The 26885-nt window shown below is 72.0% G+C and carries 20 protein-coding genes and 1 pseudogene; 6 read left to right on the forward strand and 15 right to left on the reverse strand.

What is annotated here, in order from left to right; genetic code table 11:
- From ACIBAD_RS16255 to ACIBAD_RS16270, 4 genes are all read right to left on the reverse strand, one after another.
- On the reverse strand, nt 1–1395 hold the full coding sequence (locus tag ACIBAD_RS16255; protein ID WP_398907251.1) for a chloride channel protein: 1395 nt from the start codon (nt 1393–1395) through the stop codon (nt 1–3).
- 49 nt (nt 1396–1444) lie between these two features.
- Nucleotides 1445–1741 (reverse strand): SHOCT domain-containing protein, encoded by a 297-nt coding sequence (locus ACIBAD_RS16260; protein ID WP_398907253.1) that lies wholly within the window; start codon nt 1739–1741, stop codon nt 1445–1447.
- A gap of 63 nt (nt 1742–1804) precedes the next feature.
- On the reverse strand, nt 1805–2242 hold the full coding sequence (locus ACIBAD_RS16265) for a DUF6325 family protein (protein WP_208328949.1): 438 nt from the start codon (nt 2240–2242) through the stop codon (nt 1805–1807).
- Between the two features lie 213 nt (nt 2243–2455).
- On the reverse strand, nt 2456–3112 hold the full coding sequence (locus ACIBAD_RS16270; RefSeq protein WP_134069422.1) for a GAP family protein: 657 nt from the start codon (nt 3110–3112) through the stop codon (nt 2456–2458).
- Nucleotides 3113–3568: 456 nt separating this feature from the next.
- Between ACIBAD_RS16270 and ACIBAD_RS16275 the strand changes: the two genes are divergently transcribed.
- Complete coding sequence (locus ACIBAD_RS16275; protein ID WP_134069424.1) at nt 3569–4957, forward strand: MFS transporter; 1389 nt, start codon at nt 3569–3571, stop codon at nt 4955–4957.
- Between the two features lie 22 nt (nt 4958–4979).
- On the opposite strand, the gene ACIBAD_RS16280 is transcribed toward ACIBAD_RS16275, so the two are convergent.
- The 8 genes from ACIBAD_RS16280 to ACIBAD_RS16315 all read right to left on the reverse strand — a co-directional run bounded on the left by ACIBAD_RS16280 (nt 4980) and on the right by ACIBAD_RS16315 (nt 16157).
- Nucleotides 4980–5993 carry an SDR family oxidoreductase gene (locus tag ACIBAD_RS16280; protein ID WP_398907256.1) on the reverse strand — a complete coding sequence of 338 codons (1014 nt, stop codon included), beginning with the start codon at nt 5991–5993 and terminating at the stop codon, nt 4980–4982.
- Nucleotides 5994–6005: 12 nt separating this feature from the next.
- On the reverse strand, nt 6006–7763 hold the full coding sequence (locus tag ACIBAD_RS16285; RefSeq protein ID WP_398907258.1) for a glycoside hydrolase family 15 protein: 1758 nt from the start codon (nt 7761–7763) through the stop codon (nt 6006–6008).
- A 66-nt stretch (nt 7764–7829) separates the two neighbouring features.
- Nucleotides 7830–8921 carry an enolase C-terminal domain-like protein gene (locus tag ACIBAD_RS16290; protein ID WP_398907260.1) on the reverse strand — a complete coding sequence of 364 codons (1092 nt, stop codon included), beginning with the start codon at nt 8919–8921 and terminating at the stop codon, nt 7830–7832.
- Nucleotides 8922–8950: 29 nt separating this feature from the next.
- Complete coding sequence (locus ACIBAD_RS16295; protein WP_398907262.1) at nt 8951–10771, reverse strand: thiamine pyrophosphate-requiring protein; 1821 nt, start codon at nt 10769–10771, stop codon at nt 8951–8953.
- Between the two features lie 45 nt (nt 10772–10816).
- Nucleotides 10817–13891, reverse strand: a complete 3075-nt coding sequence (locus ACIBAD_RS16300) for an FAD-binding and (Fe-S)-binding domain-containing protein (protein ID WP_398907264.1) — start codon at nt 13889–13891, stop codon at nt 10817–10819.
- A gap of 6 nt (nt 13892–13897) precedes the next feature.
- A complete protein-coding gene (locus ACIBAD_RS16305) occupies nt 13898–14641 on the reverse strand; it encodes an ATP-binding protein (RefSeq protein WP_398907266.1) in 744 nt (247 codons plus the stop codon).
- Between the two features lie 128 nt (nt 14642–14769).
- Complete coding sequence (locus tag ACIBAD_RS16310) at nt 14770–15351, reverse strand: GAF domain-containing protein (RefSeq protein ID WP_134069434.1); 582 nt, start codon at nt 15349–15351, stop codon at nt 14770–14772.
- 44 nt (nt 15352–15395) lie between these two features.
- Nucleotides 15396–16157 carry a GAF and ANTAR domain-containing protein gene (locus ACIBAD_RS16315; protein WP_398907269.1) on the reverse strand — a complete coding sequence of 254 codons (762 nt, stop codon included), beginning with the start codon at nt 16155–16157 and terminating at the stop codon, nt 15396–15398.
- Between the two features lie 785 nt (nt 16158–16942).
- Here ACIBAD_RS16315 and ACIBAD_RS16320 point away from each other — a divergent pair.
- Both ACIBAD_RS16320 and ACIBAD_RS16325 read left to right on the forward strand, forming a co-directional pair.
- On the forward strand, nt 16943–17404 hold the full coding sequence (locus tag ACIBAD_RS16320; protein WP_166682010.1) for an STAS domain-containing protein: 462 nt from the start codon (nt 16943–16945) through the stop codon (nt 17402–17404).
- Between the two features lie 357 nt (nt 17405–17761).
- Entirely contained in the window at nt 17762–18946 is a 1185-nt protein-coding gene (locus ACIBAD_RS16325) for a PP2C family protein-serine/threonine phosphatase (protein ID WP_398907271.1), read from the forward strand.
- A gap of 249 nt (nt 18947–19195) precedes the next feature.
- On the opposite strand, the gene ACIBAD_RS16330 is transcribed toward ACIBAD_RS16325, so the two are convergent.
- Entirely contained in the window at nt 19196–19681 is a 486-nt protein-coding gene (locus ACIBAD_RS16330) for a DUF488 domain-containing protein (protein WP_398907273.1), read from the reverse strand.
- Between the two features lie 184 nt (nt 19682–19865).
- On the reverse strand, nt 19866–20888 hold the full coding sequence (locus tag ACIBAD_RS16335) for an ATP-dependent DNA ligase (protein ID WP_398907275.1): 1023 nt from the start codon (nt 20886–20888) through the stop codon (nt 19866–19868).
- A gap of 272 nt (nt 20889–21160) precedes the next feature.
- Between ACIBAD_RS16335 and ACIBAD_RS16340 the strand changes: the two are divergent.
- The 3 genes and pseudogenes from ACIBAD_RS16340 to ACIBAD_RS16350 all read left to right on the forward strand — a co-directional run.
- Nucleotides 21161–21737: pseudogene (locus tag ACIBAD_RS16340) on the forward strand (NAD(P)/FAD-dependent oxidoreductase); the annotation flags it as partial.
- A gap of 111 nt (nt 21738–21848) precedes the next feature.
- Nucleotides 21849–23972 (forward strand): SpoIIE family protein phosphatase, encoded by a 2124-nt coding sequence (locus tag ACIBAD_RS16345; protein WP_398907367.1) that lies wholly within the window; start codon nt 21849–21851, stop codon nt 23970–23972.
- Nucleotides 23973–24102: 130 nt separating this feature from the next.
- The gene (locus ACIBAD_RS16350) at nt 24103–24483 is read left to right on the forward strand and encodes a hypothetical protein (RefSeq protein ID WP_134069445.1); all 381 of its coding nucleotides are present in this window, start codon (nt 24103–24105) and stop codon (nt 24481–24483) included.
- Nucleotides 24484–24639: 156 nt separating this feature from the next.
- On the opposite strand, the gene ACIBAD_RS16355 is transcribed toward ACIBAD_RS16350, so the two are convergent.
- Nucleotides 24640–26862 (reverse strand): prolyl oligopeptidase family serine peptidase, encoded by a 2223-nt coding sequence (locus tag ACIBAD_RS16355; RefSeq protein WP_398907278.1) that lies wholly within the window; start codon nt 26860–26862, stop codon nt 24640–24642.
- Nucleotides 26863–26885: the final 23 nt, after the last annotated feature.

The following is a 26885-nucleotide window of genomic DNA, read 5'->3' on the forward strand; positions in this document are numbered from 1 at the left end:
TCACGTGGTGACGCCGCCGGGTGCGGCAGGACTGGCGGCGGGCGGTTTCGCGGGCGCGGCCGCGGGCGCGGCCGCGGAGCCGCGCGGCAGCAACTGCGTCGTCACGAAGGCCACGACGGCCGCCAGGATCACCACGGGGGTCATGGCGACGCTGCCGAGCACCAGGACGACGAGCACGATGCTGCTGACCGGCAGCCGCAACGCGCTGGTCGTCGCGGCCGCCATGCCCGCGGCCATGGCCGGTACGACCCCCAGGCCCGGCAGGGGCGCGAGCAGCACGCCCACCGCGGCACCCAGGAACAGCGACGGAAACACGGGGCCGCCGCGCAGGCTGCCCAGGCACAGGGCATAGGCGGCGCTGGTGCACAGCACCACCGCGATCAGGGCGCCGACCCCCCACAGGTGCGGTTCGCCCGCCAGCTCGCTCAGGGTGTGCTGGCCGGAGGAGGACACGTCCGCGGGCGACCGGCCGGTGGTGAGCGCGTACACGGCGGAGCAGACGCCGGCCGCCAGCGCGCACAGGGTGGTACGGGCGACGGTGCGCGTCGCGACGAACCGCGCGATGAGCCGCCCGCCTTGCATGATCAGATGCACGAGGGCGCCGATGGCCACGGCCATCAGTACCGCCCAGAACACGTCCCCGACATCGAGCTGCGGCACGGGAACTCCCACCTTCACGGAGAGGGTGGGCGCATCGAAACCGGTCCAGCGGCCGATGCCGGTGAACACCAGTGCGCCCACTCCGCTCGACAGCAGCGCGGGCAACATGACCGCGAACAGCTGTGGGCCGCCCACCCCGGCCACCTCGATGAGGATCACCGCCGCGACCAACGGGCTCCCGAAGATCACCGCGACCGCTGCCGCCGCTCCGGCCGCGCCCAGGAGCGCCGTGCCCTGGGGGGTCGCCGGGACCCGCGCCAGATCCCGGAAGAGCAAGGCCAAACCGCCGCCGAGGGCGATCAGGGGGGCCTCCGGTCCGAGCGTGGCGCCCAGGGGGAGGCTGAGCAGAGCGGCGAGGATCACGCCGGGCAGCGCTCCGGGCGAGATGCCGCCCGTATGGAGTCCCGAGGCGGGGACGTGGCCCCCCGTGCCCGGCAGCCGGGTGACCACGAGCCCGACGGTGGCGCCGGCCACGAGCAGCAGCGGCAACGGCCACCACCAGGGCGGTGCGCTCCACCCCAGGGCCTCCGGCAGGCCGCCCCACATCAGGTGCTCCAGTTCGTGGAGTGCGACCAGGAACCAGAACGCGACCAGCGACACCGGGATACCGATGAGGGCGCAGAACACGAGCGCCTTGAAGTACCCGGGGCTGCGCAGCAGTTCACGCAGCCTGTCCGCCTCTTCGGGCTGTGTCGCCGCGGAAGGCCCTGCCGGGCGTGGTTCCGACGCCGTCATGGGGTACGTCCCGTCTCGCTTCCGGACGTCTCGGCTCCGGACGTCCCTGTCAGCCGAGGAGCTTGGCCTTCTCGGCGGCGAACTCCTCTTCGGTCAGCAGGCCTTGGGCCTTCAGGTCGCCCAGCTGCTTGAGCTGCTCGATCTTGGTGCTCATGTCGTCGCCCGGGGCTGCTGCGGGCGGCGGCGCCGCGGCGGGCGGGGGCTGCTCCTGATACGCCTGTTGCTGTTCGCTCTGCTGCTGCTCTGCCCATCGGCCCGCCTGCCGCCGCGAGACGCGGTTCGAGACCGCGGTGGCGGTTCCGGCCACCACGGCTGTACGGGCGACGCCACGAAGGAGTCCAGGCATGTTCGTTCATCTCCCAGGGGTGTACGGGTGGACCGAACCGACCGGATGGCGCGGCCCGGGTCTTCAAGCCGCTTCCTCGCCCGCCTCAAGCGAGGCCAACAGGGCCTGGACGGGGACGCGTCCGCTCGCCACCAACTGGGCGCCGCTGCGACGCAAGGCCCGGGCGAGGGGGGCGGCCCACACGTTCTCGTAGACGAGGATCGCGGCGGAGTTTCCGGGCTCCAGCGCCGCCCCCGCCTCGTCAAAGTCGCCCTGGTCCAGGAGTCCGGACGACGCGCCCTCGAAGACGGTCAGTTCGGGCTCGTCCCCGAAATCCGTGAGTTCGACCGCGACGACCGATCCGTCAACGTCCTTCCGGACGAACTGCAAGTCGAGGATGCGGATGATGCCGCGGTCGACGAGGTCGACGAGCAGGGGCAGGCCCTCGCCCGTCATGCGGTTGCCCCGGAACTCGACGATCAGGTAGTCGATGGGACCCATGTCTTCGATGTCGACGCTCATGGCCACTCCTCACGAGCGGATTGGAGCCCGGGCCGTGCCCACCTCCCCTGCTCCAGGGGTGCATGCCACGACACACGGCGACGGACGGCCCGCCACTGCCATTGCAGCATCCGGTCGGGGGCCGCGCACTTCCGGACGCCTCCCCCGAAGCCCTGGTCCGCGGCCCTGGTGGCCGGGTTCCCGGCGGCCGGCCCCCCTCGAACGAGGAGCACCTCAAGCGGTGAGCTGGTAGATGCTCTTGCCCACCAGCCACAGGCCGATGAGCAGCGAGAGGGAGACGATCGTCTGATCCTGGTGGTCCTCCATCCAGGCCCGCAGCCGGCCGAGCCTGTCCCGTGCGGCCTCCGGGGCGAAGGTCGCGTACAGCTCCATGCCGAGCAGGCCGGCGGAGGCCAGCAGGCAGAACCCGAACAGGGTGAGGACCGTGGTGGCCTCGGACATGTCGGCATCGACGACGGTGGCGCAGCCCGCAGCGACCAGGCCCCACGGCTGGACGAGGACGGCCAGCCCGGCGGCGGTCCAGTACGAGACCTCGTTCAGCCGGGCGGCCCACGCCGGGGGCTTGCGGGGCTGCGTGCGCGGGCGCCGGAGCGCGCGGCGTTTGCGCTCCCCGTAGGCGACCAACCCGACACCGATGACGAGTTTGCCCGCGAGGGCCGCCGTCGACGGGGCGCTCTTGGCCGCAGGAGGGGTGCCGCCGGTCGCGAACACCACCAGGGCCAGGACGACGACCAGGCAGGCGAGCCAGGCGAGGAGGAAGACCAGCCCCTTGCGCACGCCCCGCTCGGCGGACAGCAGGAGGATGAACGCGGTCACGGGGATCGGATCCAGGGCGATCGCCAGCCCGATCAGGAGGAGGTCAAGAACCATGGGCGTCGCCCTCCCGGACCTGCCGGGCGCGGGCGTCTGCCGGCCCGTACCGGAGCGGCGCCCCGATCTCCGGCCTGTCCCAGGGGGTAGCCCTGCTCACCCCCGCGACCGTGATCATCGGTACCTCCTGTCGCCTCGCCACCCCTGCCGAGGGACAACCATCCCCGTTCGAGCCCCGAACGGCGGCAACGCCGCGCGGCGGTTTCACCCGTCCGCCCCTCCGGGCCCGGGAACCGGCGCGAGCGATTTCACGGGGCCACGACGCCTCCGCATGCGCCGTGCCGCGGATCGTCGCACCCTGTGAGCGTGGGGGCACGACCGGAGCAGGGCATTGGGCTGGGCGCAGGAGGGCTCGTGAACCACTACCCGGGCATGGCCGACCGCGGCGAGCGGACCCCCACCGCCGCCCGGATCGGCACCGCCGCCGCGCGGCCCCCGGACGGGGAGGCGTAGCCGGTGGCTGACGCAGGTACGTCCACACGTCCGTCGGCGGCACAGCGACGGGTCCTCGCCCCGCTCGCACTCGCGCAGTTCATCTGCAGCTTCGCCGGCTCGAACATGAACGTGATGATCAACGACATCAGTGAGGACCTCGACACCACGGTGCAGGGCGTGCAGATCGCGATCACGATCTTCCTGCTCGTCATGGCCGCGCTGATGATCCCCGGCGGCAAGCTGACCGACCGCTACGGCCGCAAACGCTGCTTCCTGGCCGGCCTCGTCGTGTACGGGATCGGCGCCCTGCTGAGTGCCGCCGCCCCCGGCCTGGGCGTCCTCATCCTCGGCAACTCGATCCTCGAAGGTGTCGGCACGGCCCTGCTCATCCCGCCCGTGTACATCCTCACCACGCTCCTCTTCACGGACACGGCCTCCCGGGCCCGCGCATTCGGGGCGATCATGGCGCTCGGCGGCATCGGCGCCGCGGCAGGACCGTTGATCGGCGGGCTCATCACCTCGTGGCTCGGCTGGCGGGCCGCCTTCGTGTTCCAGGCCCTGGTCATCATGTTGATCATCGTGCTCAGCCGCCACCTCGAAGACCCCCTGCCACCGGATCCGGCACGCCCCTTCGACACGGTCGGAGCCGTCCTGTCGGCCGTAGGCCTCGTCCTCCTCGTGATGGGCATCCTGGCCGCCGACAACAACGTCTGGCTGATGATCGGCCTGCTCGTCCTCGGCGCACTCACACTGCTGTGGTTCTTCCGCCACGTACGCGCCCGCGAGGCGGCGGGCAGGGAACCGCTGCTGTCCACCAGCCTGTTCCGCGACCGCACCTCCAACCTGGGCCTCGTCACCCAGAACATCCAGTGGCTGCTGCTCATGGGGTCCTCGTTCACGGTGGCGGCCTACCTCCAGGTCGTACGCGGCTACGACGCCATCGAGACCGGCGTCATCTTCACCGCGGCCACCCTCGGCCTGCTCACCACCTCCCTGGCCGCGGAACGCCTCGCGAGGCGACGGCCGCAGCGCACCCTCATCACGGCGGGATTCGCCGTCACGATCGCCGGCGTCATCGTCCTGATCGCCATGGTCAACAGCTTCCCGAGCGCCTGGGCCTTCGCCCCCGGACTCCTCCTGCTCGGACTGGGCCTGGGCCTGATGCTGACCCCGTCGGTCAACGTCGTCCAATCGAGCTTCCCCGAGGAGCGGCAGGGCGAGATCTCGGGCCTGTCCCGCAGCGTGTCGAACCTCGGCTCCTCACTGGGCACCGCCGTCGCCGGCACGATCCTCGTCGCCGAGCTCACCACCAGCGCCTACGCCGCGGCCATGATCACCCTCGCCGCCCTGGGCCTCGCCGGCCTCGCCGCAGCGGTGTCCCTGCCCAGAACCCCGGCCACGGGAGACTGAGCCGGCGACGGGAACCCCGCCGTCAGGCGCTGCCGGCGCACCCGGTCATCCGCCTGCATGCCCAGGCACCGGCGAGCGTGGCTCCCGCGAGGAGGGATGCCGCGAGGGCCGGGTGGTGGGACAGCCACAGCTGGGGGGCGCGGGCGTGGGCCAGCTCATCGAAGGCTCCGTGGGCGCCGTGGTCCTGCTCGTCGTCCACGGGCTCCCACAGGTTGTGGCGGTTTTGGTGGTGGTCGGGCTGGTCGGTCTGCTGCGAGGCGTAGCCGGTGCGTGCGAGGTAGCGGTCGAGGAGGCCAGGGGCGATCTTGTCGGCCAGGATCGTCGCGGCGGTGCTGGCGCCGACGTAGTACTGCTTGCGCCCGGGGTGGTCGGCTGCGTACAGGACGGCACGCGCCGCGATTTCCGGTTGGTAGATCGGCGGCACCGGCTGCGGTTTCTTGGAGAGGCGGGAGAGCACCCAGGAGAACTGCGGGGTGTTGACGGCCGGCATCTGGACGACGGTGACGCGCACGTTGCTGCCCTGGTGCATGAGTTCCGTGCGCACGGAGGAGGTGAAGCCGTTGACGGCGTGTTTGGCGCCGCAGTAGACGGATTGCAGGGGGACCGAGCGCGCGCCGAGGGCGGAGCCGACCTGCACGATCGTGCCCCGGTCGCGGGGCAGCATGTGCGCGAGTGCCGCGCGGGTGCCGTTGACGAAGCCGAAGTAGGTCACCTGGGTGGCACGCGCGTACTCCTCGGGTGTGATCTCGGTGAACGGCGCGAAGACCGAGGCGAAGGCGCAGTTGACCCATACGTCGACCCGCCCGAACGTCGCGACCGCGGAATCGGCGGCCGCTTCGACCTGCCGGTGGTCGGCCATGTCGGTGGGCAGGGTCAGGGCGTGGCCGCCGGCCCGCTCGACCTCCTGGGCGGCGGCGTCCAGGCCTGCCCGACCGCGGGCGAGGAGGGCGACGTTGGCGCCTCGGGCGGCGAACGCCCGGGCGGTGGCCCGGCCGATTCCCGCGCTGGCGCCGGTGATGACGACTGTCTCTGGCACGTGATCTTCCCTTCAGAGCGCGGGGGCGGCAGCGGCCGCGGTGGTGAGCCGGGTGGCGGTCTCAAGCATCAGGGCGTGGACGAAGGCTTGTGGCAGGTTGCCGCGCAGCTGGCGTTGGCCGATGTCGTATTCCTCGGTGTAGAGGCCCGGGGGGCCGCATGCGGCGCGGTTGCGTTCGAACCAGCGCAACGCCTCCTCCTGGTGGCCCTGCTGGTGCTCGGCCAGGGCCATCAGGTATCCGCACAGGAGGAAGGCGCCCTCGGCCTCTTCCAAGGGGCGTTCGTCATGGCGGAAGCGGTAGGCGTAGTGGTCGCGGGTCAGTTCCCGGGTGTAGGCGTGCAGGGTCCGTTGCGTTCTCGGGTCCTCGGCCGGCAGGGCGCCGCGCAGCGGGGGCATCAGCAGTGCGGCGTCCAGCCGGGGGTCCTGCGGGGAGCGCTGCCACCGGCCACTGGGGTGAGTGCTCGTGGCCGCGGTCTCGGAGACGAGCGAGTCCGCGAGGTCCGTCCAGGAGCGCGCGCGTCCCCTGGGAGCGGCCGGGGCGAGGGAGCGCAGCCCGGCGGCGCAGCTGAGCCGGCTGTGGGTCCAGGCGCGGTCGTCGAGTTCCCAGACGCCGGCGTCGGGCTCGTGCCGGCGCCGGGCGATGACGTCAGCGGCGATCTCTGCCGCCCGCCAGCCCTCGGCGTCCAGCCGGCCATGACGGTGGGCGGCGGCGAAAAGGCACAGGGCTTCACCGAACACGTCGAGCTGGAACTGCCGGTTGACCCAGTTGCCGATCCGGTCGTAGCCGCCCGGGTAGCCCTTCAAGCCCAGCGTTCTCTGGTCGGGAACCGGGTCGCCCGTGACCGTGTAGGCGGGGGCCATCCGGGGGCCGTCCTGGTGCAGGCGCGCGGAGACGAACCGCACCGCATCGTCGAGCAGCGGATGGGGCCCTGCGGCGGCCACGGCCTGACCGCTGTAGCACTGGTCGCGGATCCACACGTACCGGTAGTCGTAGTTGCGGCCCGCCTCCGCGCGCTCGGGCAGGCTGGTCGTGGCGGCAGCGACCATGCCACCCGTGGAACCGGTCAGCCCGCGCAGCACCGTGTAGGCGTGTCGGGAGTCTCTGGGTGCGAGGTTGTTTCCCAGGGCGGGGACCTCGCGGTGCCATGCGTCCTCCGTGGCGCTCCACGCGCGGGAGGCGTCCGGCTTCCCGGCCGGCGGCCCTTCGCTCAGTTCGAGGATCAGGTCGTGGCAGTCCCCGGGGTTCAGCCGCAGGTCCATGACCAGGCCGGTGACGTCGCGGGCGTGGTCGCGGGGACGGGCGGCGGCCGCCCCGGTCCAGCGCCACCTCAGCGCACCGCTGCGACCGTTCCAGGTGCCGTCGCCGTCGCGCCGCACCTCCCGGGGGCCGCTGGAGCCGAAGTCGGCGTGCGGATCCAGGTGGACCGTGAGGTCGGCGTCGCCCTCGACGGCGGTGATCCGGCGCAGCAGCACGGCGCGGCGCGGGTCGCCGGGGAAGGCGAGAGCCTCCCGGCTCTCCACGATGCCGTTTTCGGTGATCCAGCGGTTGCGCCAGATCAGCGTGCCCTCCTCGTAGTAGCCGCCCCATACGAATCGGCCTCGCGGGCTGACCGTGTAGTGGCCGGGTCCACCGATGAGGGAGGAGAAGAGGGCACCGGAGTCCCAGCGTGGGGCGCACAGCCAAACGATGTCCCCCCGCGGGCCGATGAGGGCCCCGCGCTCGCCGTCGGCGATCAGCGCGTACTCCCGCAGAACGTGCGGCGGGGGCATATCGGGCTGCGATACGTGCGAAGGGGTCACACGCTTTCCGTTCCGGTCGGGGGCGGGTTGCCGGGGTCAGACCCGATGGCGTTCGGCGAGTTCTGCGCGGAAGGTGAGGCCCAGGCCGGGGGCGCCTGCGGCCCCCGGGTTGATCACACCGCACGTCGGGTCGAGGACGCCGTCGAACAGGAGCCGCTCGATGCGTACATGGTCGTGGAACCATTCCAAGTGGCGGAGGTTGGGCACGGCGGCGGCCACGTGGGCGTGGACGTGGGGGGCACAGTGGCCGGAGATGTCCATGCCGGCTGCTTCCGCGAGGGCAGCGGCGCGCAGCCACACGGTGATGCCTCCGCACCGGGTCGCATCGGCCTGTGGGCAGTCCACGGCGCCGGCGTCGAGCAGGTGCCGGAAGTAGGGCAGGGAGTACCCGTACTCGCCGGCGGCCACGTCGGCGGTGACCGCAGCCCGGATCTGCGCCAGCCCCGTCAGGTCGTCGGAGGAGACGGGCTCCTCGAACCAGGTGACTCCCTGCTCCGTGAGGAATCCGTCGAGCCGGACCGCCTGTTTGCGGGTGTAGGCGCCATTGGCGTCCACGTACAGTTCCGTCCGCGGTCCGATGCTCTGGCGGGCGCGGGCGATCCGGTCGCGGTCGCGCAGCTCGGCACGGCCCCACGACTCTCCGATTTTGATCTTGACTCTGGGGATGCCCTGTTCCTCCACCCATGTGCGCAGCTGTCGGTCCTGCTGTGCGTCGTCGTACGTGGTGAAGCCGCCGCTGCCGTAGACGGGCACGTCATCGCGGGCGGCTCCGAGCAGGCGGACGAGGGGGAGGCCCAGCAGGCGGGCCTTGAGGTCCCACAAGGCGATGTCGACGGCCGAGAGCGCCCCGGCGACCAGCCCGGGCCGGCCGGCGTTGCGTACCGCCCGGCTCATGGCCTCGTTGAGGGCCGGGACGTCCCAGGCGCTCCGGCCGGTCACGACGCCGGCGAGTTGCTGCTCGACCACCCGGGCGGTAGCGGCCGCGCCATAGGTCCAGCCCAGGCCCGTGGTGTCGCCCGACCGCACGCGGACGAGCACCAGGGTGGTGGACCGCCACGTCAGCGTCCCATCGCCCTCCGGGGTCTCGGTGGGGATGGTGTACGCGGCACCCTCGACCGCGTCTACCACGGGCTCCGTCCCCGACGGGGCGGGTGGAGTCACTTCTCTTCCTGCGTGCCCGGGGCGTCGTCGCCGTGGCGTCCGGGGAGGAACTCCTGCACCTTCGCCTTGATCCCCTGCTTGATCATTCCGCCGCGGTCGCTGTCCCCCTTGACGATGGAGGACACCACGGCCTCGGCCTGCTCGCGCGTGGCGTGCGGGGGGATGGGCGGTACGGCCGGATCGGTGCGGAAGTCGATCACGAAGGGGCGGTCGGCCGCGAGCGCCTGCCGCCAGGCCGCTTCGACCTGGTCGGGCTTCTCGACCCGTACGCCGCCCAGGCCGATGGACCGGGCGAAATCGGCGTAAGGCACGTCCGGGATCGCCTGGGAGGGCAGGAACTGCGGGGCGCCGGACATGGCGCGCATCTCCCAGGTGACCTGGTTGAGGTCCTGGTTGTTCAGGACGGCGACGATCAGCCGCGGGTCCTGCCACTCGGGCCAGTACTTGGCAGCGGTGATGAGTTCGGCCATGCCGTTCATCTGCATGGCGCCGTCCCCGACGATCGCGATCGCGGGGCGGTCGGGGTGGGCGAACTTCGCGCCGATCACATAGGGCACGCCCGGCCCCATGGTGGCCAGCGTCCCGGAGAGCGAGCCGCGCATCCGGCCACGCATCCGCACGTGCCGTGCATACCAGTTGGCGGCCGAACCGGAATCGGCGGCGAGCATCACGTCGTCCGGCAGCAGAGCGTCCAACGCGTGCACGACGTACTCGGGGTTGATCGGGTCGGCGTCGACGGCCGCCCGCCGCTCCATGACCTCCCACCAGCGGGCGGCGTCCTTCTCGATCTTCTTGCGCCAGTCCCCGTGCTTCTTCCTTTTCAGGAGCGGCAGCAGAGCCTTGAGGGTGGCAGAGGCGTCGCCGACGAGGTTGACCTCGAAGGGGTAGCGCAGCCCGACCATGAAGGGGTCGATGTCGATCTGGACTGCGCGTGCCTGATCCAGTTCGGGCAGGAACTGGGTGTAGGGGAAGCTGGAGCCGATGACGAGAAGCGTGTCGCAGTCCTGCATGAGCTCGTAGGAGGGCCGGGTGCCCAGCAGTCCGATGGAGCCCGTGACGTACGGCAGGTCATCGGGCAGGGCGTCCTTGCCGAGCAGCGCCTTCGCGACCCCCGCGCCGAGCACGTCCGCCGCCTCTTCCACCTCGGGACGTGCGCCGCGCGCGCCCTGCCCGATCAAGATGGCGACCTTCTCCCCCGCGTTCAGGACGTCGGCTGCGCGCTCGATGTCGGCACTGGCGGGTACGGGTGCGTAAGAGGACATGCCGAGGCTGGAGGGGACCATCTTGAAGGCGTGGGTGGGCGGCGTGTAGTCGAGCTCCTGCACATCGGCCGGGATGATGACGGCGGTGACGGTCCGCTTGGCGTACGCGGTGCGCATCGCCCGGTCGATGACGTTCGGCAGTTGCTCCGGGACGGTCACCATCTCGCAGAACTCGGAGGCAACGTCCTTGTAGAGGCTCAGCAGGTCCACCTCTTGCTGGTAGGAGCCACCCATGGCGCTGCGGTTGGTCTGTCCGACGATCGCGACGACGGGCACGTGGTCGAGTTTCGCGTCGTACAGGCCGTTCAGCAGGTGGATGGCTCCGGGGCCGGAGGTGGCCGCGCAGACGCCGATCTTGCCGGAGAACTTCGCGTAGCCGACCGCTTCGAAGGCCGCCATCTCCTCGTGGCGGGCCTGGATGAACCGCGGTTCGTTGTCGGCGCGCCCCCAGGCGGCCAGCAGGCCGTTGATACCGTCGCCCGCGTAGGCGAACACCCGCTCGACATCCCACTCGCGCAGCCGCTGCAGGACGTAGTCGGAAACCTTGGTCGACATGGGGCTCCTTCTCTTGACGGGTGGGGGTGTCAGAGTGCTGGCTCGTCAGCCTCGTCGGATGCGGAACCGCCTGTAGGCGGTCGCCGCGGCGGCAGCGAGAGCGGTGACGACTGCCGCGCTGACGAACCGGGCGTGCCGTTGCGGCGGTTCGGGGCGTTGGACGAGCCTTTCGGGATGTTCGGCCGGGGCCGGTCCGTCGAGGCCGAGGGCGAGCGCCTCGGCCAGGTGCATCGCCCCGCGCCCGGTGTCGGCCTGTTCGATCTGGGTGCGGCAGCTGAAACCGTCGGCGATCACAAGCGAGCCGGGTGCGGCCTTCCGTACGGCGGGCAGGACACCTTGTTCGGCGACGGCCATGGACAGGTCATGGTGGCCTCGTTCGAAGCCGAAGTTCCCGGCGAGACCGCAGCAGCCGGCGTCCAGGACGTCGGCGTCGATCCCCGCGCGGCGCATGAGTTCGCGGTCGGCGTCGTATTTCATGACCGCGTGCTGGTGGCAGTGGGTCTGCACGGTCGCGGCGCGGGCGAGGGCGGGGGGCTGCCAGCCGTGTGGCGCCTTGTTGAGCAGGAACTCCGAGAAGGTGTGGAACTGCTGTGCGAGCCGCTGGACGTCCTCGTTGTCCAGCATCAGTTCCGGCGCGTCCGCGCGGAACACGGCCGTGCACGAAGGTTCCAGACCAACGACGGGCGTACCCGCTTCGATCCACGGCCGCAGCACCTGCAAGGTCCGGTCAAGGACGCGTTTGGCCGTGGCGAGCTGACCGGTGGAGATCCAGGTGAGTCCGCAGCACACCGCCCTGGTGGGCACGGTGACACGGAAGCCCGCGTCCTCCAGCACGCGGACCGCGGACTCGGCGACGCTCGGATGGAAGACGTTGCTGAAGGTATCGGGCCAGACCACCACCGTCTTGGGGTCGCTCGGGTCGGGTTCCGGCAGGCCGCGGGCGGTCCACCACTGCACGAAGGACTGCTCGGCGAAGGCGGGTGCCTCCCGTTCCCGGGCCACCCCGGCCAGACGCTTGCCGATCCGCGCGATTCCCGGTGCCCGCACAGCCGCGTTGAACAGGCGAGGAGCCAGACGGGACAGCCTGGCCCAGACCGGCAGCCATCCCATCGAGTAGTGCGCCGCCGGGCGGAGGCGGCCGGCGTAGTGGTGGGAGAGGAACTCGGCCTTGTAGGTGGCCATGTCGACGCCGACCGGGCAGTCGGACTTGCAGCCCTTGCAAGCCAGGCACAGGTCGAGCGCGTCCTTGACCGCGGAAGAGCGCCAGCCGTCGGTGATCGGCGAGTCGGCGTGACCGCCGAGCATCTCGAACAGCAGCCGGGCGCGGCCGCGCGTGGAGTGTTCCTCTTCGCCGGTGGCCCGGTAGGAGGGGCACATGACGCCGCCCTGGTGACTGCGGCAGTTCCCGATGCCGACACACCGCATGACGGCCCGGGTGAAGGAGCGTTCGTCGTGCGGATAGCCGAACTCGGTGTCGTATCCGCGCGGTCGCCACAGCGGCCCGAGACGCAGGTCCTCATCCACCCGGTGCGCAGCGACGACCTTGCCCGGGTTCATCCGGTTGTCCGGATCAAACAGGGCCTTGACCTCGCCGAACGCGGCCACCACCGCGGAGCCGAACATGCGGGTCAGCAGCTCGCCGCGCGCCTGCCCGTCACCGTGTTCGCCGGACAGTGAGCCGCCACGGGAACAGACCAGGTCGGCCGCCCTGTGCAGGAACTCACGGAAGGCAGCCACGCCGTCGGCGGTCTTCAGTTCGAACGGGATGCGGGTGTGTACGCAGCCCTGACCGAAGTGTCCGTACAGCGAAGGGTGGTCGTAGCCGAACTCGGCGAACAGCTTCTTCAGCTCTCGCAGGTAGTCTCCCAGTTGGTCGGGGGGGACGGCGGAGTCCTCCCAGCCTTCCCACGTCTCCCGGCCGTCCGGCGGCCGAGCCGTCACGCCCAGCCCTGCTTCCCTTGCCTTCAGCATCTGCTGCTCGCGGCGGGGATCGTCGGAGAAGGACACCGTCGGGTCGTCCTCGGTCCTGCCCAGAGCGCCGAGCAGTTCGCGTGCCTGGCGGTCGACGTCTTCACGGCTGTCACCGCTGAACTGCACCAGCAGCCAGCTCTCCCCGGCGGGGAACCGGTCCAGCGAGGCGAGGTGGGACCGCTCCTCCCGCATGAGCTGCGCCATCCGGCTGTCCAGCGCCTCCAAGAGCTCGGGTGCGCTGTGCCCGAGCACATGCGGCACGTCGTCGGCCGCAGCGCAGATGTCGTCATAGCCCAGCACCACCATGGACTCGTGCGCCGGGACGGGTACCAGGTCGAGCTCCGCACGCAGGACCGTCACCAGGGTGCCCTCACTGCCGACGAGTGCCCGTGCCAGGTCGAAGCCCTTCTCCGGCAGCAGGGAGTCCAGGTTGTACCCCGACACCCGGCGGGGGATGTCGGGGAACCGGGTCCGGACCCCGGCCAGGTTGCGGTCGATGATCTGCCGCAGTCCGCGGTAGACCTCGGCGCGGCGGCCGCCGGCGGCCACGATCGCGTCGAACTCCTCACGTGAGGTCGGCCCCACCCAGCAGCGCATTCCGTCGTAGGTGAGGATCTCCAGGCGGCGTACGTTGTCGACGGTCTTGCCGTAAGCCTGGGCGGAGGCACCGCAGGAGTTGTTGCCGATCATTCCGCCGAGTGTGCAGTGGCTGTGCGTGGACGGTTTCGGGCCGAACATCAGTCCGGCACCGGACAGCTGCCGGTTGAGCTCGTCCAGCACGATGCCCGGCTCCACCACGCAGGTCCGGCGCTCGGCATCCACCGAGAGCAGCCTGTTGCAGTACTTCGCCCAGTCGATGACCACACCGGCGTTCGTGCACTGTCCGGCCAGACTGGTCCCTCCACCCCGCGAGAGCACCGGGACTCCGAATTCCGCACAGACCGCAACCGCCTCGGCCCCGGCCTCGATGTCACGGGGCACGACGACCCCGATCGGCACCTGCCGGTAATTCGAACCATCGGTGGCATAGGCCCCTCGGCTGCCCGCGTCGAAGCGCACTTCGCCGCGCACCCGCCGAAGGAGGGCCTCCCGCAGGCCCGCGTTCCCGTCCCGCCCGCGAGATCCGCCCGACTGCGGCTCCGCATCCATCTACCCTCACCCGTTCGTCGCGGTCATCGGACGTGCAGTGCCGGACCCTCCGATACGCCTGGAGGCCGGTGCCGGGACGAGCCTTGCGCCGACGAGGCGTACCTTTTCCGTACAGTAAGCGCCTTTATGCAGATATGGCCTGCGCAGCGCCTGACAACTCCACATGCGTCTGACCACGGGACGGACAGGGAAACGCGCGACACGGGCAAAGGAGCCGTCAAGGGGAGCCGTCTGGGGGAAGCCGTCCGCGGCCAGGGGATGGCCGGCGCGGACGGCGAAACTGATCCCCACGTGCTCGTTCCGGTTCAGGAACCGCGAGAGGGGGCCGGCATCGCCTGAGAACGTCTGACTGCGGCACAGGTGTACGTGGATGGTCTTGCCGCGCTGCTCACCGTGATGACGTACGCCGACCTCGGTCCCGAGCCGGTTGACGAGGTGCCATCCCCATCCGCCCTCACCGGGCTGGGCCGGCCGTCGGGGCCGGGGTTCCGCGCTGCTGGTGTCGCTGACGTCGACGTCCAGGCCGCCGTCGGACGTCCGGCGGAGTTCCAGCACGCAGTCTCCGGACGTGTGGCGGACGGCGTTGGTGACCAGCTCGCTGATCACGAGCAGGGCCGCGTCGAGTGCGAGGGGCGAGAACGCGGGGGCGCCGGTCGCGGACGCTGCCACGAAGTCGCGCGCCGCGCGTCTGGCGTCTGCCGGAGCGCCCGGTCCGTTCAGCTCCAGGTGGAGGATCGGGAGGAGGGGCATGGATCGGCTCCGCGGGCCTTGGGTCCAAGGGCGCACCGTACAGCGCCCCCCGGTGTGCGTCTGCCCCCTCCTGTCCGGTCCAGTCATGCATCCCGGCGGTGGGGAGGCCAGGCGGGCGGCTTCCGGTGTCACCGGTTCCCGGAGGCGTCGGCCAGCACCTCGTCGGGTCGGATGGTGCGTCGTACGAGCTGCTCGGCGATGCCGGTGGGGCGCCGGCCCCGGCCTGCGGCATGGGCGTGGAGGCGGCGGAACGCCTCGTGGGGAGTGATACCGGCAGCCGAGGGTGATCGGTCGGCCCCGCTGAGCAGGTTCAGTGCTCCCAGCGTCTGCTGCCGGGCCCGCGGCGGGAGGGCGTGAGCGCCCCCGTACCCGGCGGCCCGTGCGACCGCGACGAACGCGGGCCAGCGCTCCGCATGGTCGGCCAGTGCGTCGGCGCGGACGGGGGCGCCGGTGGTGTGGGCCTCCACGCAGGACCCCCGCTGGGCCTCCGACTGGAGGATCTCGGTCAGGACGGTCCGCTCCTCGGTGGCCGCGGCGGGGCGCAGCGAGCCCCGGGCATTGGCGAGCATGACGCAGGCGGCGTCGGTCCCGGTCAGGTCGACGCAGTGGCGGACGAGGCGGTCCAGGAGCGTGAGGGGGTCGACGTCGTCGGCGAGGGTGTCGCTGAGGTCGACGAACGCCTCCGCGAGTTGCTGCTCGCGGGTGTTCATGCCGGTCTCACCGGTTCCGTACTCCGACCCGTCGGGGGGCGGCCCTAGTGATGGAACCTGATCCTCCCGGCGATGACGTCGAAAGCCGCCTCGGTCACGGTCTGTCCGTTGGCGAAGGCGTGGGCCCTCAGGCGGGCCAGTGCGTGGTGCGGGTCGACCCCCAGGTGAACCATGATCATCCCGGTGGCCTGGTGGACCTCCTCGTGGTCCGTCTCGGCGTCGTCCAGCCAGGGGCCGGCAAGACCGCTCCCGGCCGCCCGGGGCTCCTGAGCTTGGAGGGCCAGGAGGGCGGTGGTGATCGCGTCGGCGGCGGGGAACGCGAGGGAGCGGTCGCGATCGGAGAGAGGGCCGGTGGTGTCGCGGTAGAGATCCAGGCTCCCGATGGCAATCGCACTGCTACCCAGAGGCAGGGAGAAGACGGCGCGGACTCCGAGAGACATCGCCTGTTGGGCGAAGACGGGCCAACGTGCCACGTCGGCGCCCTGCGTGAGGTCGGCCGCGAGCACCGGCGACCGGTGCGTGACAGAGGTCAGAGACGGTCCGTCACCCAAGGTGTACTGCGCCTCCGCCAACCGCCCCGCCACCTCGTCGCTCGACCACCACAGGGTGCGCGTGTCGGCGTCCTCCCCGGAAAGCGACACCGAGGCCCCGGTCACGTCCATCAGGTCCACACCGGCCCGGCACAGCGCCGCGGGTACGTCCTTGCCGGTCACCCCGTCCACGGCACCGCTGAAGAGACCGGCGAACCCGGCGGTGGACTCGGCGGGCCGGTCGTTGTCCTCGGGGTGGACCGAATCCACGGCCATCACCTCCACCCGTCAGCCCCGCACCCCGTCCTCTCCCAGGCCGGGCCCCGGTCGCACCCACCGCGCCACCGGTCAGACGTCCGGGCACGGGTGCGCGTCGTCGGTGCGCGCCCGCCGGATGCGCCTCGGCCCGGTGTTCCAGAACTCGCCCCTCCAGGCAGTCGCGCAGGATGGCGGGCACGTCGGGCGGGCCGTCGGCGGACGGCAGGCACTCACGGGACGCCGTTCCCGGGCCCGGCCCCGGGCCGGCACCTCGACGTTGGCCGATCGTCGTCACGTACACGCGGCGTCCGGCGCCCCAGGCACCCGCGAGACCCGCCAGGCCGTCAGTGGGGCGGTCGGACACCCCGCCGACGTCCAGGACCACGAACCGTACGCCGGGCGGCAGAAGGCCGAGGGCGCGCGTGAGGATTCCCGAGTCGCCCGGCGGCGTCGGAGCCGACCCCTCGGGGCAGAGGGTGACGATCGCGAGCGGGCCCAGGAACTGCGCGTGGGCGGTGAGGGGCTTCATCGGGCTTCCCCTGTGGGGCGGCAGCCCAGGAGAGCCGGGGCCCGTGGGTCCGCGGGGGTCCGGAGCACGGCGGGAGCCGCGGACGGGTCCGGCGTTCAAAGCCGCGACGACACATCACGCGTGCGTGCACCGCCGCCGGAACGGCGGGGCGCCGAAGCCTCGGAGCGACGGAACCAGGCTGGTCCATCCCCTCCACCATCCCACGGCAAGGGCTTGTACGGAGGGCAGGGGCGGAGCCAATATCGAAGCATTCGCGATCCCCCGTCGTGGGGAGGTGAGAGACGCCGTGGAGTCCTTCGGCAGCGGCCCCCTGAGAACCACCATGCGGCGGTACGGACCCACCGTGCACCTGCTCCTCGCGGGAGAGGCCGACCTCCAGGCGGAACGCACGTTCGACGAGGTGTGCGCACGCCTTCCCCGGGACGCTGACGTCGTGGCGTGCGACCTGCACGACGTCTCGCTCATGGACGTGGCGGGACTTCACGCACTGATCGCCCTGCGGCGGTTCGGACGACGCCGCGGCGCAACGGTGCTCGTCTACAACTGGCCGCCCCAGCCCCTGCGACTGCTGCGCGCCCTGAACTGCCTGGACGACCCCTGCGACGACGACCTGCGGGCTCTCCGCGAGATCCTGGGCGCACACCGAGGCCCGGCTCACCCTCGGCATCATCGCCGCCCATGCCGCGGACGCCCCGGCCGACGCCCCGGGACCCCCGCCGTCCCGTCCGGACCCTGACACAGGCGTCGTCGCGGCGGGCGACCGCTGAGCTCACCGCGAAGGGGCCTGCCCTGCGGAGGCCCACTCCCGCCGGGCCGGCGCCCGCCCGCCCAGGCACCCGGCGGAAGCAGACGAGCTCCACGCGGTGGCCGCGCCCGGCACGGCCTCCCCGCAGCGCACCGCCCGCTCCCGAGCCCCAACCCCGGGCACGGCCCGCCGTTGGCCCGCCGTGGCGGTCGCCCCGGCGGCCGGAAAGGACCACGATGGGACACAGAGGGCCGGACCGTGAGGATCGAGGCGCGTCGTGGAGCGTGAAATGGCGCAAGCGGGTCTGCTGTGACGGCGGCGGAGACCGGGCCGGCGGCGCCGGAGGGCATGGGGCCCGTTCTGGCATGGGTGCTTGAGCGCTCCCACGGTGCGTCCGCACGCCAGCTGGCCGGTGTCATCGGTGACGCCGCCCGCCGGCTCGGAATCCCGCGGACCCGCCTCTACCTGGCCGACCTGCAGCAGCAGCGGCTGCTCCCGCTGCCCCAGCCCGACCTCACGCCCCCGGAACGCGAGGGCCTCGATGTCGACGGCTCCCTCGGCGGTCTGGCGTACCGCACCCAGGAAGTGCAGTCGACGCGCGACGGGGACACGACCTGGTTCCCCATGGTCGACGGCATCGAGCGGATCGGCGTCATGCAGGCCCTCACCCCCGCGACCGGCACCCCATCCGGCCTGCGGGAGGCCGGCCGCGCACTGGCGAGCCTGGCCAGCCTGCTGGTGGTGTCGAAGTCCACCCACCACGACCGGCTCATCCGCGGACAACGCACACGGCCGATGACCCTGCAGGCCGAACTGCTGTGGGCGTTCCTGCCGCCGCGGACCATCGGCACGGACCTGGCCACGTCCTCCGCCGTGCTGGAGCCGGCGTACGACATCGGAGGCGACGCCTTCGACCACAGCTTCATCGACGCGATCCTGCACCTGACGCTCGTCGACGCGATGGGTCACGACCTCGCCTCCGGCGGCGCCAGCGGCGCCGCCCTGGCAGCGTGCCGCGCCACCCGCCGCTCGGGGGGCGACCTCCGCGACATCGTCGCCACCATCGACCGCACCCTCACCCAGTGGATCCCGGACCGGCTCCTGACCGCCGTCATCGCCGAACTCGACTCCGACCAAGGGGACTTCACCTGGATCAACTGCGGCCATCCACCGCCGCTCCTCATCCGCGACGGCCACGTGCTGCAGAACGCCCTCGAACGCCCGGCCCACCTCCCCCTCGGCTACGGCTTCCACACCGCCGAGCCTCCGGCGCAGGAACACGTCCGGCTCCAACCCGGCGACCGAGTCCTGCTGTACAGCGACGGCATCACCGAGGCCCGCTCCCCCGAGGGCGACCTCTTCGGCGAAAAACGCCTCGCCGACACCGTCATCCGCTCCACCGCCTCCGGCGATAAGGCCCCCGAAGCACTGCGCCGCCTCGTCCAGAGCCTCCTCACCTACCACCAGCACCACCTGCGCGACGACGCGACGATCCTGCTCGTCGAATGGCACCCCTCCCGCCGGGCACACTGACCTCTTCGCCCCACAGGCCCGGGCTGCTGTGTGCAGCACGCGGCCACCACCTTCCAACCGGCGGTGAACAGCGAAAGGTCCTCGCGCGCTGCCACGGCGCCGGTGGCGCGGTGGCGGGGTGGGCCCGAGTCGGGGGTTCCGGGTGGCCCGTCGGCCGGATGGAGGTCGTCGACGAGGCATCACGAGCCGACGGGGTACGCGGTCTGACGGCAGTGCCGCACCTGTCCACGGCGTGGAGGGACCCGGGGGTCAGCCCGGGCGGATGTCGGTGACCGGCAGGCCGTGCTCGAAGCGCAGGCGCTCGGCCACGAGCGAGCGGTGGCACGCCTCCGGATCGCGCTCGACGCAGAAGAGGACGGTGACCGAGCCGCTCGGAAGCTCGGCCACCAGCCTGTCGAGGTCGAAGGGGTCGAGGATTTCACGGGTGTAGCGCTGCGCGTACTCGGGCGCCAGCGCGATGCGATTGCGCTTGCCCACGCCCTGGCGGTCGTCCTCGCGGTACTGGAGCCGGCGCAGTTCCGTCGTCGGCGCCAGCTCCTTCACGTGCCGGTATTCGATGTCCGCCGCCGCGAGCGCGTGCTGCAGCCGCGCCGAGTTCGCCCAGGAGTAGTCGGGGCCCCGAACGCCGCGGCGCTGGCGAAGGTCGAGAAGCAGGCCTGCGCCCACGCCGGCGAGCTTCTCCAGGAACGCTCCGGCCGTGAAGCCGTATACGCCGATCGTTGCGATGTGCGGCACTGAAGCTCCCTCCGCCGTCAGTGCGACCGTCGCCGTCCAGGCTCAACGGTCCGCTACTCCCACGGCAGCCTGCGCTCCGCGATCACTGTCGAGCAGGCCGCCCGAGCGGAGACAGAGCCGCCCCGCGCGCAACACGTCGGCGGGTCGGCTGCGGGAGGCCGGCGAGTGACCGGCCACGTGCCCCTCAGCCGGCCGCCGCGGCCTGGCCCGGCGCCCGGAACAGCGGAACATCCCCGACCGTCGCCTCCAAGCGCAGCCGTTTGAAGCGGACCGGGTGCCGGTAAACACCGCCTCGGTCGACGGCGGTGTCGGCGCTGATCTCCGCGACCAGCTCCGGGCGGACCAGAGTCACCGCCAAGAGGTCCCGGCTGCCCCATGCGGAGGTGAACCGCATGCCGGTCCACGGGTGCTCCGGCCCGGCCGCGGTCAGGTTCCCGCCGACCAGGCGGGCTGCTTCGGGGCGCAGTGGAGCGGTGCGGCCTACGGAATGGAGGTGGCCGCGGGCATCGTGGCGGCCCAGGAGGAGGAACCGGGGCCGGATCAGGGTGCCGGTGATGGCTCCGATGACGGCTTCGGTGGTATCCCGGCGTCTAAGTTTGTACCAGCCTCTGTATCCGGTCCGGTAGGGGTGGTCCATGGCCTTGACGACGATGCCGTCCATCCCGGCGACGTCGGTGCAGGACTCCAGCCACTTCTGCGCTTTGATCAAATCCGTGGTCATCGGGCACAGGGTCCACGGGGCCTTCAGCCTGTGGGTGTCGAAGAGGGCTTCCAGGCGCAGGCGGCGTCTCCGGTAGGGAACGTGCAGGAGCTCCTTTCCGTCTTGCTGGAGGATGTCGAAGGCGATGAAGAACGCGGGCATGGGCCGGGCGAGCTCCCGTGCGGTGCGGCCGCGGGCGGCGGCCCGGCGTTGCAGCCCCTCGAAGGACAGCTCTCCCGTGTCCATGTTCCAGACGACGAGTTCCCCGTCGAGGACCAAGCCGCCGGGCAACTGCTCGGCGGCGGCGGTGAGGTCCGGGAAGCGGTCCTGGACAAGCCTCCCACGCCGGGTCTGGACGAGCGGTCCGCCCGCCCCGGTGGGAGTGAACAGCAGCGCCCGGTATCCGTCGAACTTCTGCTCGAAAGCCAGCTCGCCCAGCACGCCAGGGCCCGGCACCGACTCCACGGCCTGCGCCAGCATGGGATCCACCGGCGGTCGCAGCGTCACCCTGAGAGCCTCCCCTTGCGCTCACGTCCGGGCTGAGCGGGCCACCACACTTGCGAGACGTCGGCGCCGCCTTCTCCTGGAACCGTTGCAGGGGACGTCACCCGGTAACCCCGCTCCTCGCGGGTGGCTCTGGTGTGCCGCAGCGGACCCGTCCGTGAAGGCTCAGGGCCTCGGTCTCCCTCCGCATGAGTGCGGAACCGCGGCACAGAAGGGAGGCTTTCCGCTTCGCGGCGCCTCAAACCCCATCCTGCTTCGTCCGGTCCAAGATCACGCGGTGCGGCCGGACGGACAGCGCACCCGCCGGGCAGGAGCCGGTCCTGGCCGACGTGTCGGCCCCTGCGCCGTACGGCTCCCTGGTCGGCGAGGAGCACCTGCCCGACCGCGTCCTGAAGGACCTGCAGCGCTTCCAGTGGGACTTCGCCACGTTCAAGGTGGACTGGGCACTGGAGTCCCCGGGTGCCGTGGGCGGCCCCGCAGGCGGCGACGGCCGGCACCGTGCTTTGGGCCGCCGGCATCGACGGCCTGACCGCCTACGCCGCCCGGATCGCCACGGGACTCGCACCCGCGCCCCGCGCCGGAGGGTCCTGGCTCCTCCCAACTTGGAGGCGACGGACGCCAACCTGAGCGGCGGCGCCCTCAACGGCGTCGCGGCCGCCCTGCACCAGCAGCTCGTCTTGCGGCCAGTCCCGGGCAACGGACGCCCCGAAACGCCGGTCAAGGGGGCTCTTCCTCGCGTCGGCGTCGGCGCACCCCGGCGGGGGTGTGCACGGCGCGCCGGGTGCCAATGCGGCCCGGGCGGCCCTGCGGCGCCACCTGCCGACGGTCCTGACCGTGCGCCGCCGGCGCCTGCCCCGGTCCGTTCAGCTCCACCGCGCCCGGCGGGCCGCGTCCGTCCATGAAAGCGGGGAAGCCGGGGGCCACCAGCACCCCGTATCGCTTTTGCCGCTTAATGTCTTATATGTGACTGATGACAGCATCGCGTCTGACGGCGAGGTGTCTCTGGACCAGGCACTCAGGGGCACGGTGCAGCGCACGGGGGCCTTGGCCGCCGGCGTGTACCTGCTCTCGCCGGACGAGCCGGTGCTGTGCCTGACGGCGCTGTGCGGCCTGCCGGCGCGGGCGGTGGCCCCATGGTGGCGGGTGACGGTGTCGGCTGTCGGCCCGCTGTCGGAAGCGGTGCGGGAGGACCGCCTCGTATGGGTGGGGCGCCAGGAGGACATGGCGCGCATGTACCCCCACGCGGCCGCAGGTCTGCCGTACCAGTTCGCACTGGCCTTCGCCCCCCTGCACGGCGTCCGCCGGTGGGGGGTGCTGGTCCTGGTGTGGCCCAAGAGCCGCCCGCCCTCGCTGACCCGACGGGAACGCGGGCACATCCTGTCCAGCGCAAACCGCATCACCCGAGTGCTGGACCGGGCGCCCGCTCCATGGAGCATTCCCGATCGGCCGCGTGCCGTGCCCCTGCTCCACCCCGGTCCGGACCAGGCACAGGCCGGGCTCGCCGCCATCGACCTGCTGCAGCGACTGCCCGTCGGAGCCCTCGGCATCGATCTGCAGGGGCGCATCACCTACCTCAACGACGCGGCCGCACGACTGCTCGGCCGCAGCGCCGACAGCCTCCTGGGTGCCCAGCCGTGGCAGGCGGTGCCCTGGCTCGACGACCCGGTCCACGAGGATCACTACCGCGCCGCCGTCTTCAGCCGCGAGGCCGTCGCCTACACCGCGCTGCGGCCGCCCGACCGCTGGCTCGACTTCCGCCTCTACCCCGACGACAGCGGCATCAGCGCCCTCATCTCCCCCAGCCTCCGCAGGCAGCCGGCCGACGCCTCGCCACCCCACGTCTCCCCGGATCTGGGCGCCTCACCGGAGTCGGTCGGCAGGGGACGGATCCACCAGCTGATCCACTTGGCGGCGGCCCTGAGCCAGACCGTCACCGTGGCCGACGTCATCGACATGGTCGCCGACCAGATCCTGCCCGCCTTCGGCGCCCAGGGCATGGTCATCTCCGCCGCCGAGGCCGGACGGCTGAGAATCATCGGGCACCGGGGCTACGATCCGCGCGCCGTCGCGGCCTTGGACGGCCTGCCCCTGGACACCGACCTCACTCCTGCCGGCCATGTCCTGCAAAGCGGTGTCGCGGCCTTCTTCGCCGATCCCGCCGAAATGGCCCGCGCCCACCCGCGGGCACCCGCCCTCAGCGGTAAACGGGCGTGGGCGTTCCTGCCCCTGCTGGTCTCCGAGCGCCGCGTCGGCTGCTGCGTCCTGACCTATGACCACCCGCACCCCTTCAGCGCGAGCGACCGCGCCGTCATGGTGTCGTTGGCCGGGCTCATCGCCCAGGCCATGGACCGAGCGCTGTTGTACGACGCCAAGCACGACCTCGCCCACGGCCTGCAGGAGGCGCTCCTGCCGGTGACCCTGCCCCTCATCCCCCACCTCACCGTCGCCGCCCGCTATCTGCCGGCCGCCCACGGCATCGACATCGGCGGTGACTTCTACGACCTGATCCGTCTCAGCGACACCGCCGCCGCCGCGGTCATCGGTGACGTACAAGGGCACAACATCAACGCCGCCGCCCTCATGGGCCAGGTCCGCACCGCCGTCCACGCCACCGCCGGCGCCCTGCCCGGCGAAGTACTGGCCCGCACCAACCGCGTACTGATGGATCTCGAAACCGACCTGTTCGTGTCCTGCCTGTACATCCACATCGACCTTGCCGAGCGACGCCTCCACCTGGCCAGCGCCGGACACCTGCCCGCACTGCTCCGCAATCCCGCCCCCGCACCGCACACCCAGGCACTGGAAGTGGAGCCGGGCCCCTTGCTCGGCATCAGGATGTGCAGCGAAGCCGACTACCCCGTCGCCACCGCCCCCCTGCCCGCAGGATCCCTCCTCGCCCTCTACACGGACGGCCTCGTGGAAACCCCTGACACCGACATCACCGACTCCATCACCGACCTCGCCGACCGGCTCACCAGGAACGGCGACCGGCCGCTCGACGCCCTGGCCGAGAGCCTCCTCCACCACGCCGGTCTGCAACACACCCGCGCCGACGACATCGCCCTGCTCCTTTTGCGCAGCCGGTAGCGCCGCAGGCCACCGGCGGAGCTGCCGGCTCGCCCTCCCGGTCGCCGGGGGCGGTTTGAGGGCTGGAGTCTGGGCATGTGCAGCGTGCAGGAGAACTGTTCGAGGGGAGGGCGGAAAGGAGGGCGGGCTCATGTCGACCGGTCCGAAGTCGCATGTACCGCATGGCGAGGGGCCCAGCAGACACCAGGGAACGGAGCAGCACGGCTGGTCTCCCGATGTCGATGCGACCCACAAGCAGGACAACCCGAGCGCGAAGCGTTCGTTCCACCCCGATGAACACGCCCCCGAGTCGAAAGCCAAGACCTCCGGCTCATCCGGAAAGGTCGATGAGGGCGTTCCGGTCAAGAGCAGCAGCCGGCGCGGGGAGGACCAGGCCAAGGGAAGCGGCCAGAAGGGCCACCACGACATGGGCTCGCGCGGGCGTTCCCAACGCCCCAGCGGCGGCAAGGACGCATCGGCGTACACCGGTATCAACCCGGAAGGCGACTCCAAGAAGACGCGCCGCGGCTGAACCCGCGCGTGCCTTTCGGGCGGCGACGCCCCGCGCCCGCTGATCGCCTACCAGCCCCGTGCAGTGAGCCCCCTCCGTTCGAGGACGGGGCTCGCTCCGGGCGTCGGCGTCGCGCGATCATGGGGAGCGGCCGCCCGTCGATACCCGCGCGTTTCCTCACGGGGCGGTACCGAGGTGCTGCTCCAGCCAGTCCGCGGCAGAGCGCCGGTAGAGACGCCGGTTGTCCGCCCGCAGGAATTCGTGGCCCTCGTTGCGCAACGTCAGCTGCCGCGCCGGCACGCCGCGCGCGCGTGCCGCCCGGACGAACTGCTCCGACTCCGTCGGCGGCACGTTGGTGTCGTGCTCTCCGTGGACGGCCAGTACGGGTGCGCGCAGCTGATCGATTCGGCTCATCGGGGACAGGGCGCGGAGCAGTTCGCGGTCATGTTGGGGGTGCCCGTACTTGACTGCTGCGGACTGCGCGATCCACGGCTCCGTACCGGCGAAGAAGGTCGCGAAGTCCGACATCCCGCAGACCGCGACGCCGGCGCGGAAGAGGTCCGGATGCCATACGAGAGAGGCCATGGTGAGGTAGCCGCCGTACGAGCGGCCCATCACCCCGAGCCTCAGGGGGTCTGCGTACCCGATCGAAACCACATGGGCGGCGCAGTCGGCGACGTCTTCGATCGCCGCGAACCGGCCGGCGCCGAGGTCGGCGTCCACGAAGGACCGTCCGCGGCCGGACGAGCCCCGGACGTCGGGGGCGAACACGTCCAGGCCCCTGCCGAGGAGCTCGTGGTACAGCGGGCTGAACACGGGCCGTTCCTGTTCCTCCGGTCCGCCGTGGAGGTGGATCACGCACGGCGCCGGCCGGCCCGGGTCCTGCTCCGGCGCACGGTAGTACCAGCCACCGAGTACGAGCCCGTCCCGGGCCTCGCAGCGCAAGGGCACCGGCCGTACGGGCGGCCGCCCGGGCGGGACCGCGTCCTCGTCCCGCGCCGACCAGCCGGTGCGCGCGGGGACGAGGGCCTCGTCCACTTCCCAGATGCCGGGCCTGCGCCGGGATCCCGACAGGGCGGCGAACAATCCGCCGCGCTCCAAGGGCGCGATGCGGGTCACCACCTCGTGCGGCAGGACCGGTTGGTGGCGCGGTCCGATGCCGCCGTCCGTACGGTCGACGGCCAGCCCCACGCTTTCCAGCTCGCTCGCGCCCTGCGCGTTCCAGGCGAGGACGGCCCACCGGCCGTGGTCGGGCACGCTCAGCAGATCGAGGGCGGACTCCTCCCGCTCGGCGGCGACGGACAGCCCTCGCGACGCGCCCTGCCCGTCCAGCGGTACCCGCAGGAGGGCGGCGAACTCCCGCTCCGCGTCGCTGCGCAGCCACAGTGTCCGCGCGTCGGCGGAGAACCGGCCGATCCAGGGGTCGCCGTCGGCGGCGCGCAGCGCGAAGGTGGTGCGGCCCGAGTCGGTGTCGAGTACGAGGGCCTCGCGCCGGCCGCGCGGGCCGCGGCGGACGAGCGCGTAGCGGCCGTCCGCGCTCATGTCGCACACGCGCAGGGAGGCGGCCCCCTCCTCGCTGAACAGCCGAACCGGGTCGTTGGCCCCGTCCGGGTCGACCAGGTAGGCGGCCAGTCCGCCGCTGCGCGCCGGGCCGAGGTCAGCGGTCGGCGCACCGCTCGGCGCAGGACCTGTCGCTGCGCGCACGGACGGCGCGGGGTACCGCCCGGCCGGTCGTCGTGCGGCTCCGACGTCGAGGAGCGTGGCCGGGCCGTCGCGTTCGGACCATGCCGGTCCCGGAGCCCTTCCGTCCGCCGCCGGCCCCTCCGCGTCCGGCGGCAGGTGCCCCGGCCCTGCGTGCTCCGAGCCCGTCGGGGAGGGCTGTGCGACCGTGACGGCAAGGGCGGTGCCGTCGCGCGTCCAGCACCCGAGGTGGGCCGAACTCCCCGGCTCCGCACCCGCGAGAACCCGACGTCCGGTGCCGTCCGGGCGCACCACCAGGACCCGGGTGTGCTCCCCGCCCCCGGGCGCCGAGGTGTAGGCGATCCAGCGCCCGTCCGGCGACCAGGAGACTTCGGTCACCGGGTCCGGGTCGCCGTCCAGCACGTGCACCTCACTCCCCCGGGCGGGCCCGCTCCACAGTTGGGGGACGCCGGCCCGGTCGCAGATGAACGCCACGTGCTCGCCCGTCGGATCGGCCGACGGGTACCAGCATCCGTGGGCGACGAGGAGGGTCGGGGGGTCGATGCCGCGATGGCCGGGCACCCGCACCGGCGCGGGCGCGGGCGCAGGCGCCGGATCCGGCAGCGGGCCCGCTCGGTGCGCTCCGCTGACGGGCGGGCCGGGCGCTTTGCCGGGGGTTTCGTGCTCGTGCCTCGGGGGTTTCGTGTGTTCCAGGGGCATGGGCCGCCTCTCCCGGGGTTCCG

Origin of the sequence: Streptomyces sp. NPDC051109, assembly GCF_044455885.1 — a bacterium.
Classification (GTDB): Bacteria; Actinomycetota; Actinomycetes; order Streptomycetales; family Streptomycetaceae; genus Streptomyces.

Coding starts and splice junctions, on each gene's coding strand:
- ACIBAD_RS16295 (WP_398907262.1), bottom strand. CDS start 10,771: ATGTCGACCAAGGTTTCCGACTACGTCCTGCAGCGGCTGCGCGAGTGG.
- ACIBAD_RS16285 (WP_398907258.1), bottom strand. CDS start 7,763: ATGCCCCCGCCGCACGTTCTGCGGGAGTACGCGCTGATCGCCGACGGC.
- ACIBAD_RS16355 (WP_398907278.1), bottom strand. CDS start 26,862: ATGCCCCTGGAACACACGAAACCCCCGAGGCACGAGCACGAAACCCCC.
- ACIBAD_RS16325 (WP_398907271.1), top strand. CDS start 17,762: ATGGGGCCCGTTCTGGCATGGGTGCTTGAGCGCTCCCACGGTGCGTCC.
- ACIBAD_RS16350 (WP_134069445.1), top strand. CDS start 24,103: ATGTCGACCGGTCCGAAGTCGCATGTACCGCATGGCGAGGGGCCCAGC.
- ACIBAD_RS16315 (WP_398907269.1), bottom strand. CDS start 16,157: ATGGCCGTGGATTCGGTCCACCCCGAGGACAACGACCGGCCCGCCGAG.
- ACIBAD_RS16260 (WP_398907253.1), bottom strand. CDS start 1,741: ATGCCTGGACTCCTTCGTGGCGTCGCCCGTACAGCCGTGGTGGCCGGA.
- ACIBAD_RS16310 (WP_134069434.1), bottom strand. CDS start 15,351: ATGAACACCCGCGAGCAGCAACTCGCGGAGGCGTTCGTCGACCTCAGC.
- ACIBAD_RS16300 (WP_398907264.1), bottom strand. CDS start 13,891: ATGGATGCGGAGCCGCAGTCGGGCGGATCTCGCGGGCGGGACGGGAAC.
- ACIBAD_RS16270 (WP_134069422.1), bottom strand. CDS start 3,112: ATGGTTCTTGACCTCCTCCTGATCGGGCTGGCGATCGCCCTGGATCCG.
- ACIBAD_RS16265 (WP_208328949.1), bottom strand. CDS start 2,242: ATGAGCGTCGACATCGAAGACATGGGTCCCATCGACTACCTGATCGTC.
- ACIBAD_RS16255 (WP_398907251.1), bottom strand. CDS start 1,395: ATGACGGCGTCGGAACCACGCCCGGCAGGGCCTTCCGCGGCGACACAG.
- ACIBAD_RS16305 (WP_398907266.1), bottom strand. CDS start 14,641: ATGCCCCTCCTCCCGATCCTCCACCTGGAGCTGAACGGACCGGGCGCT.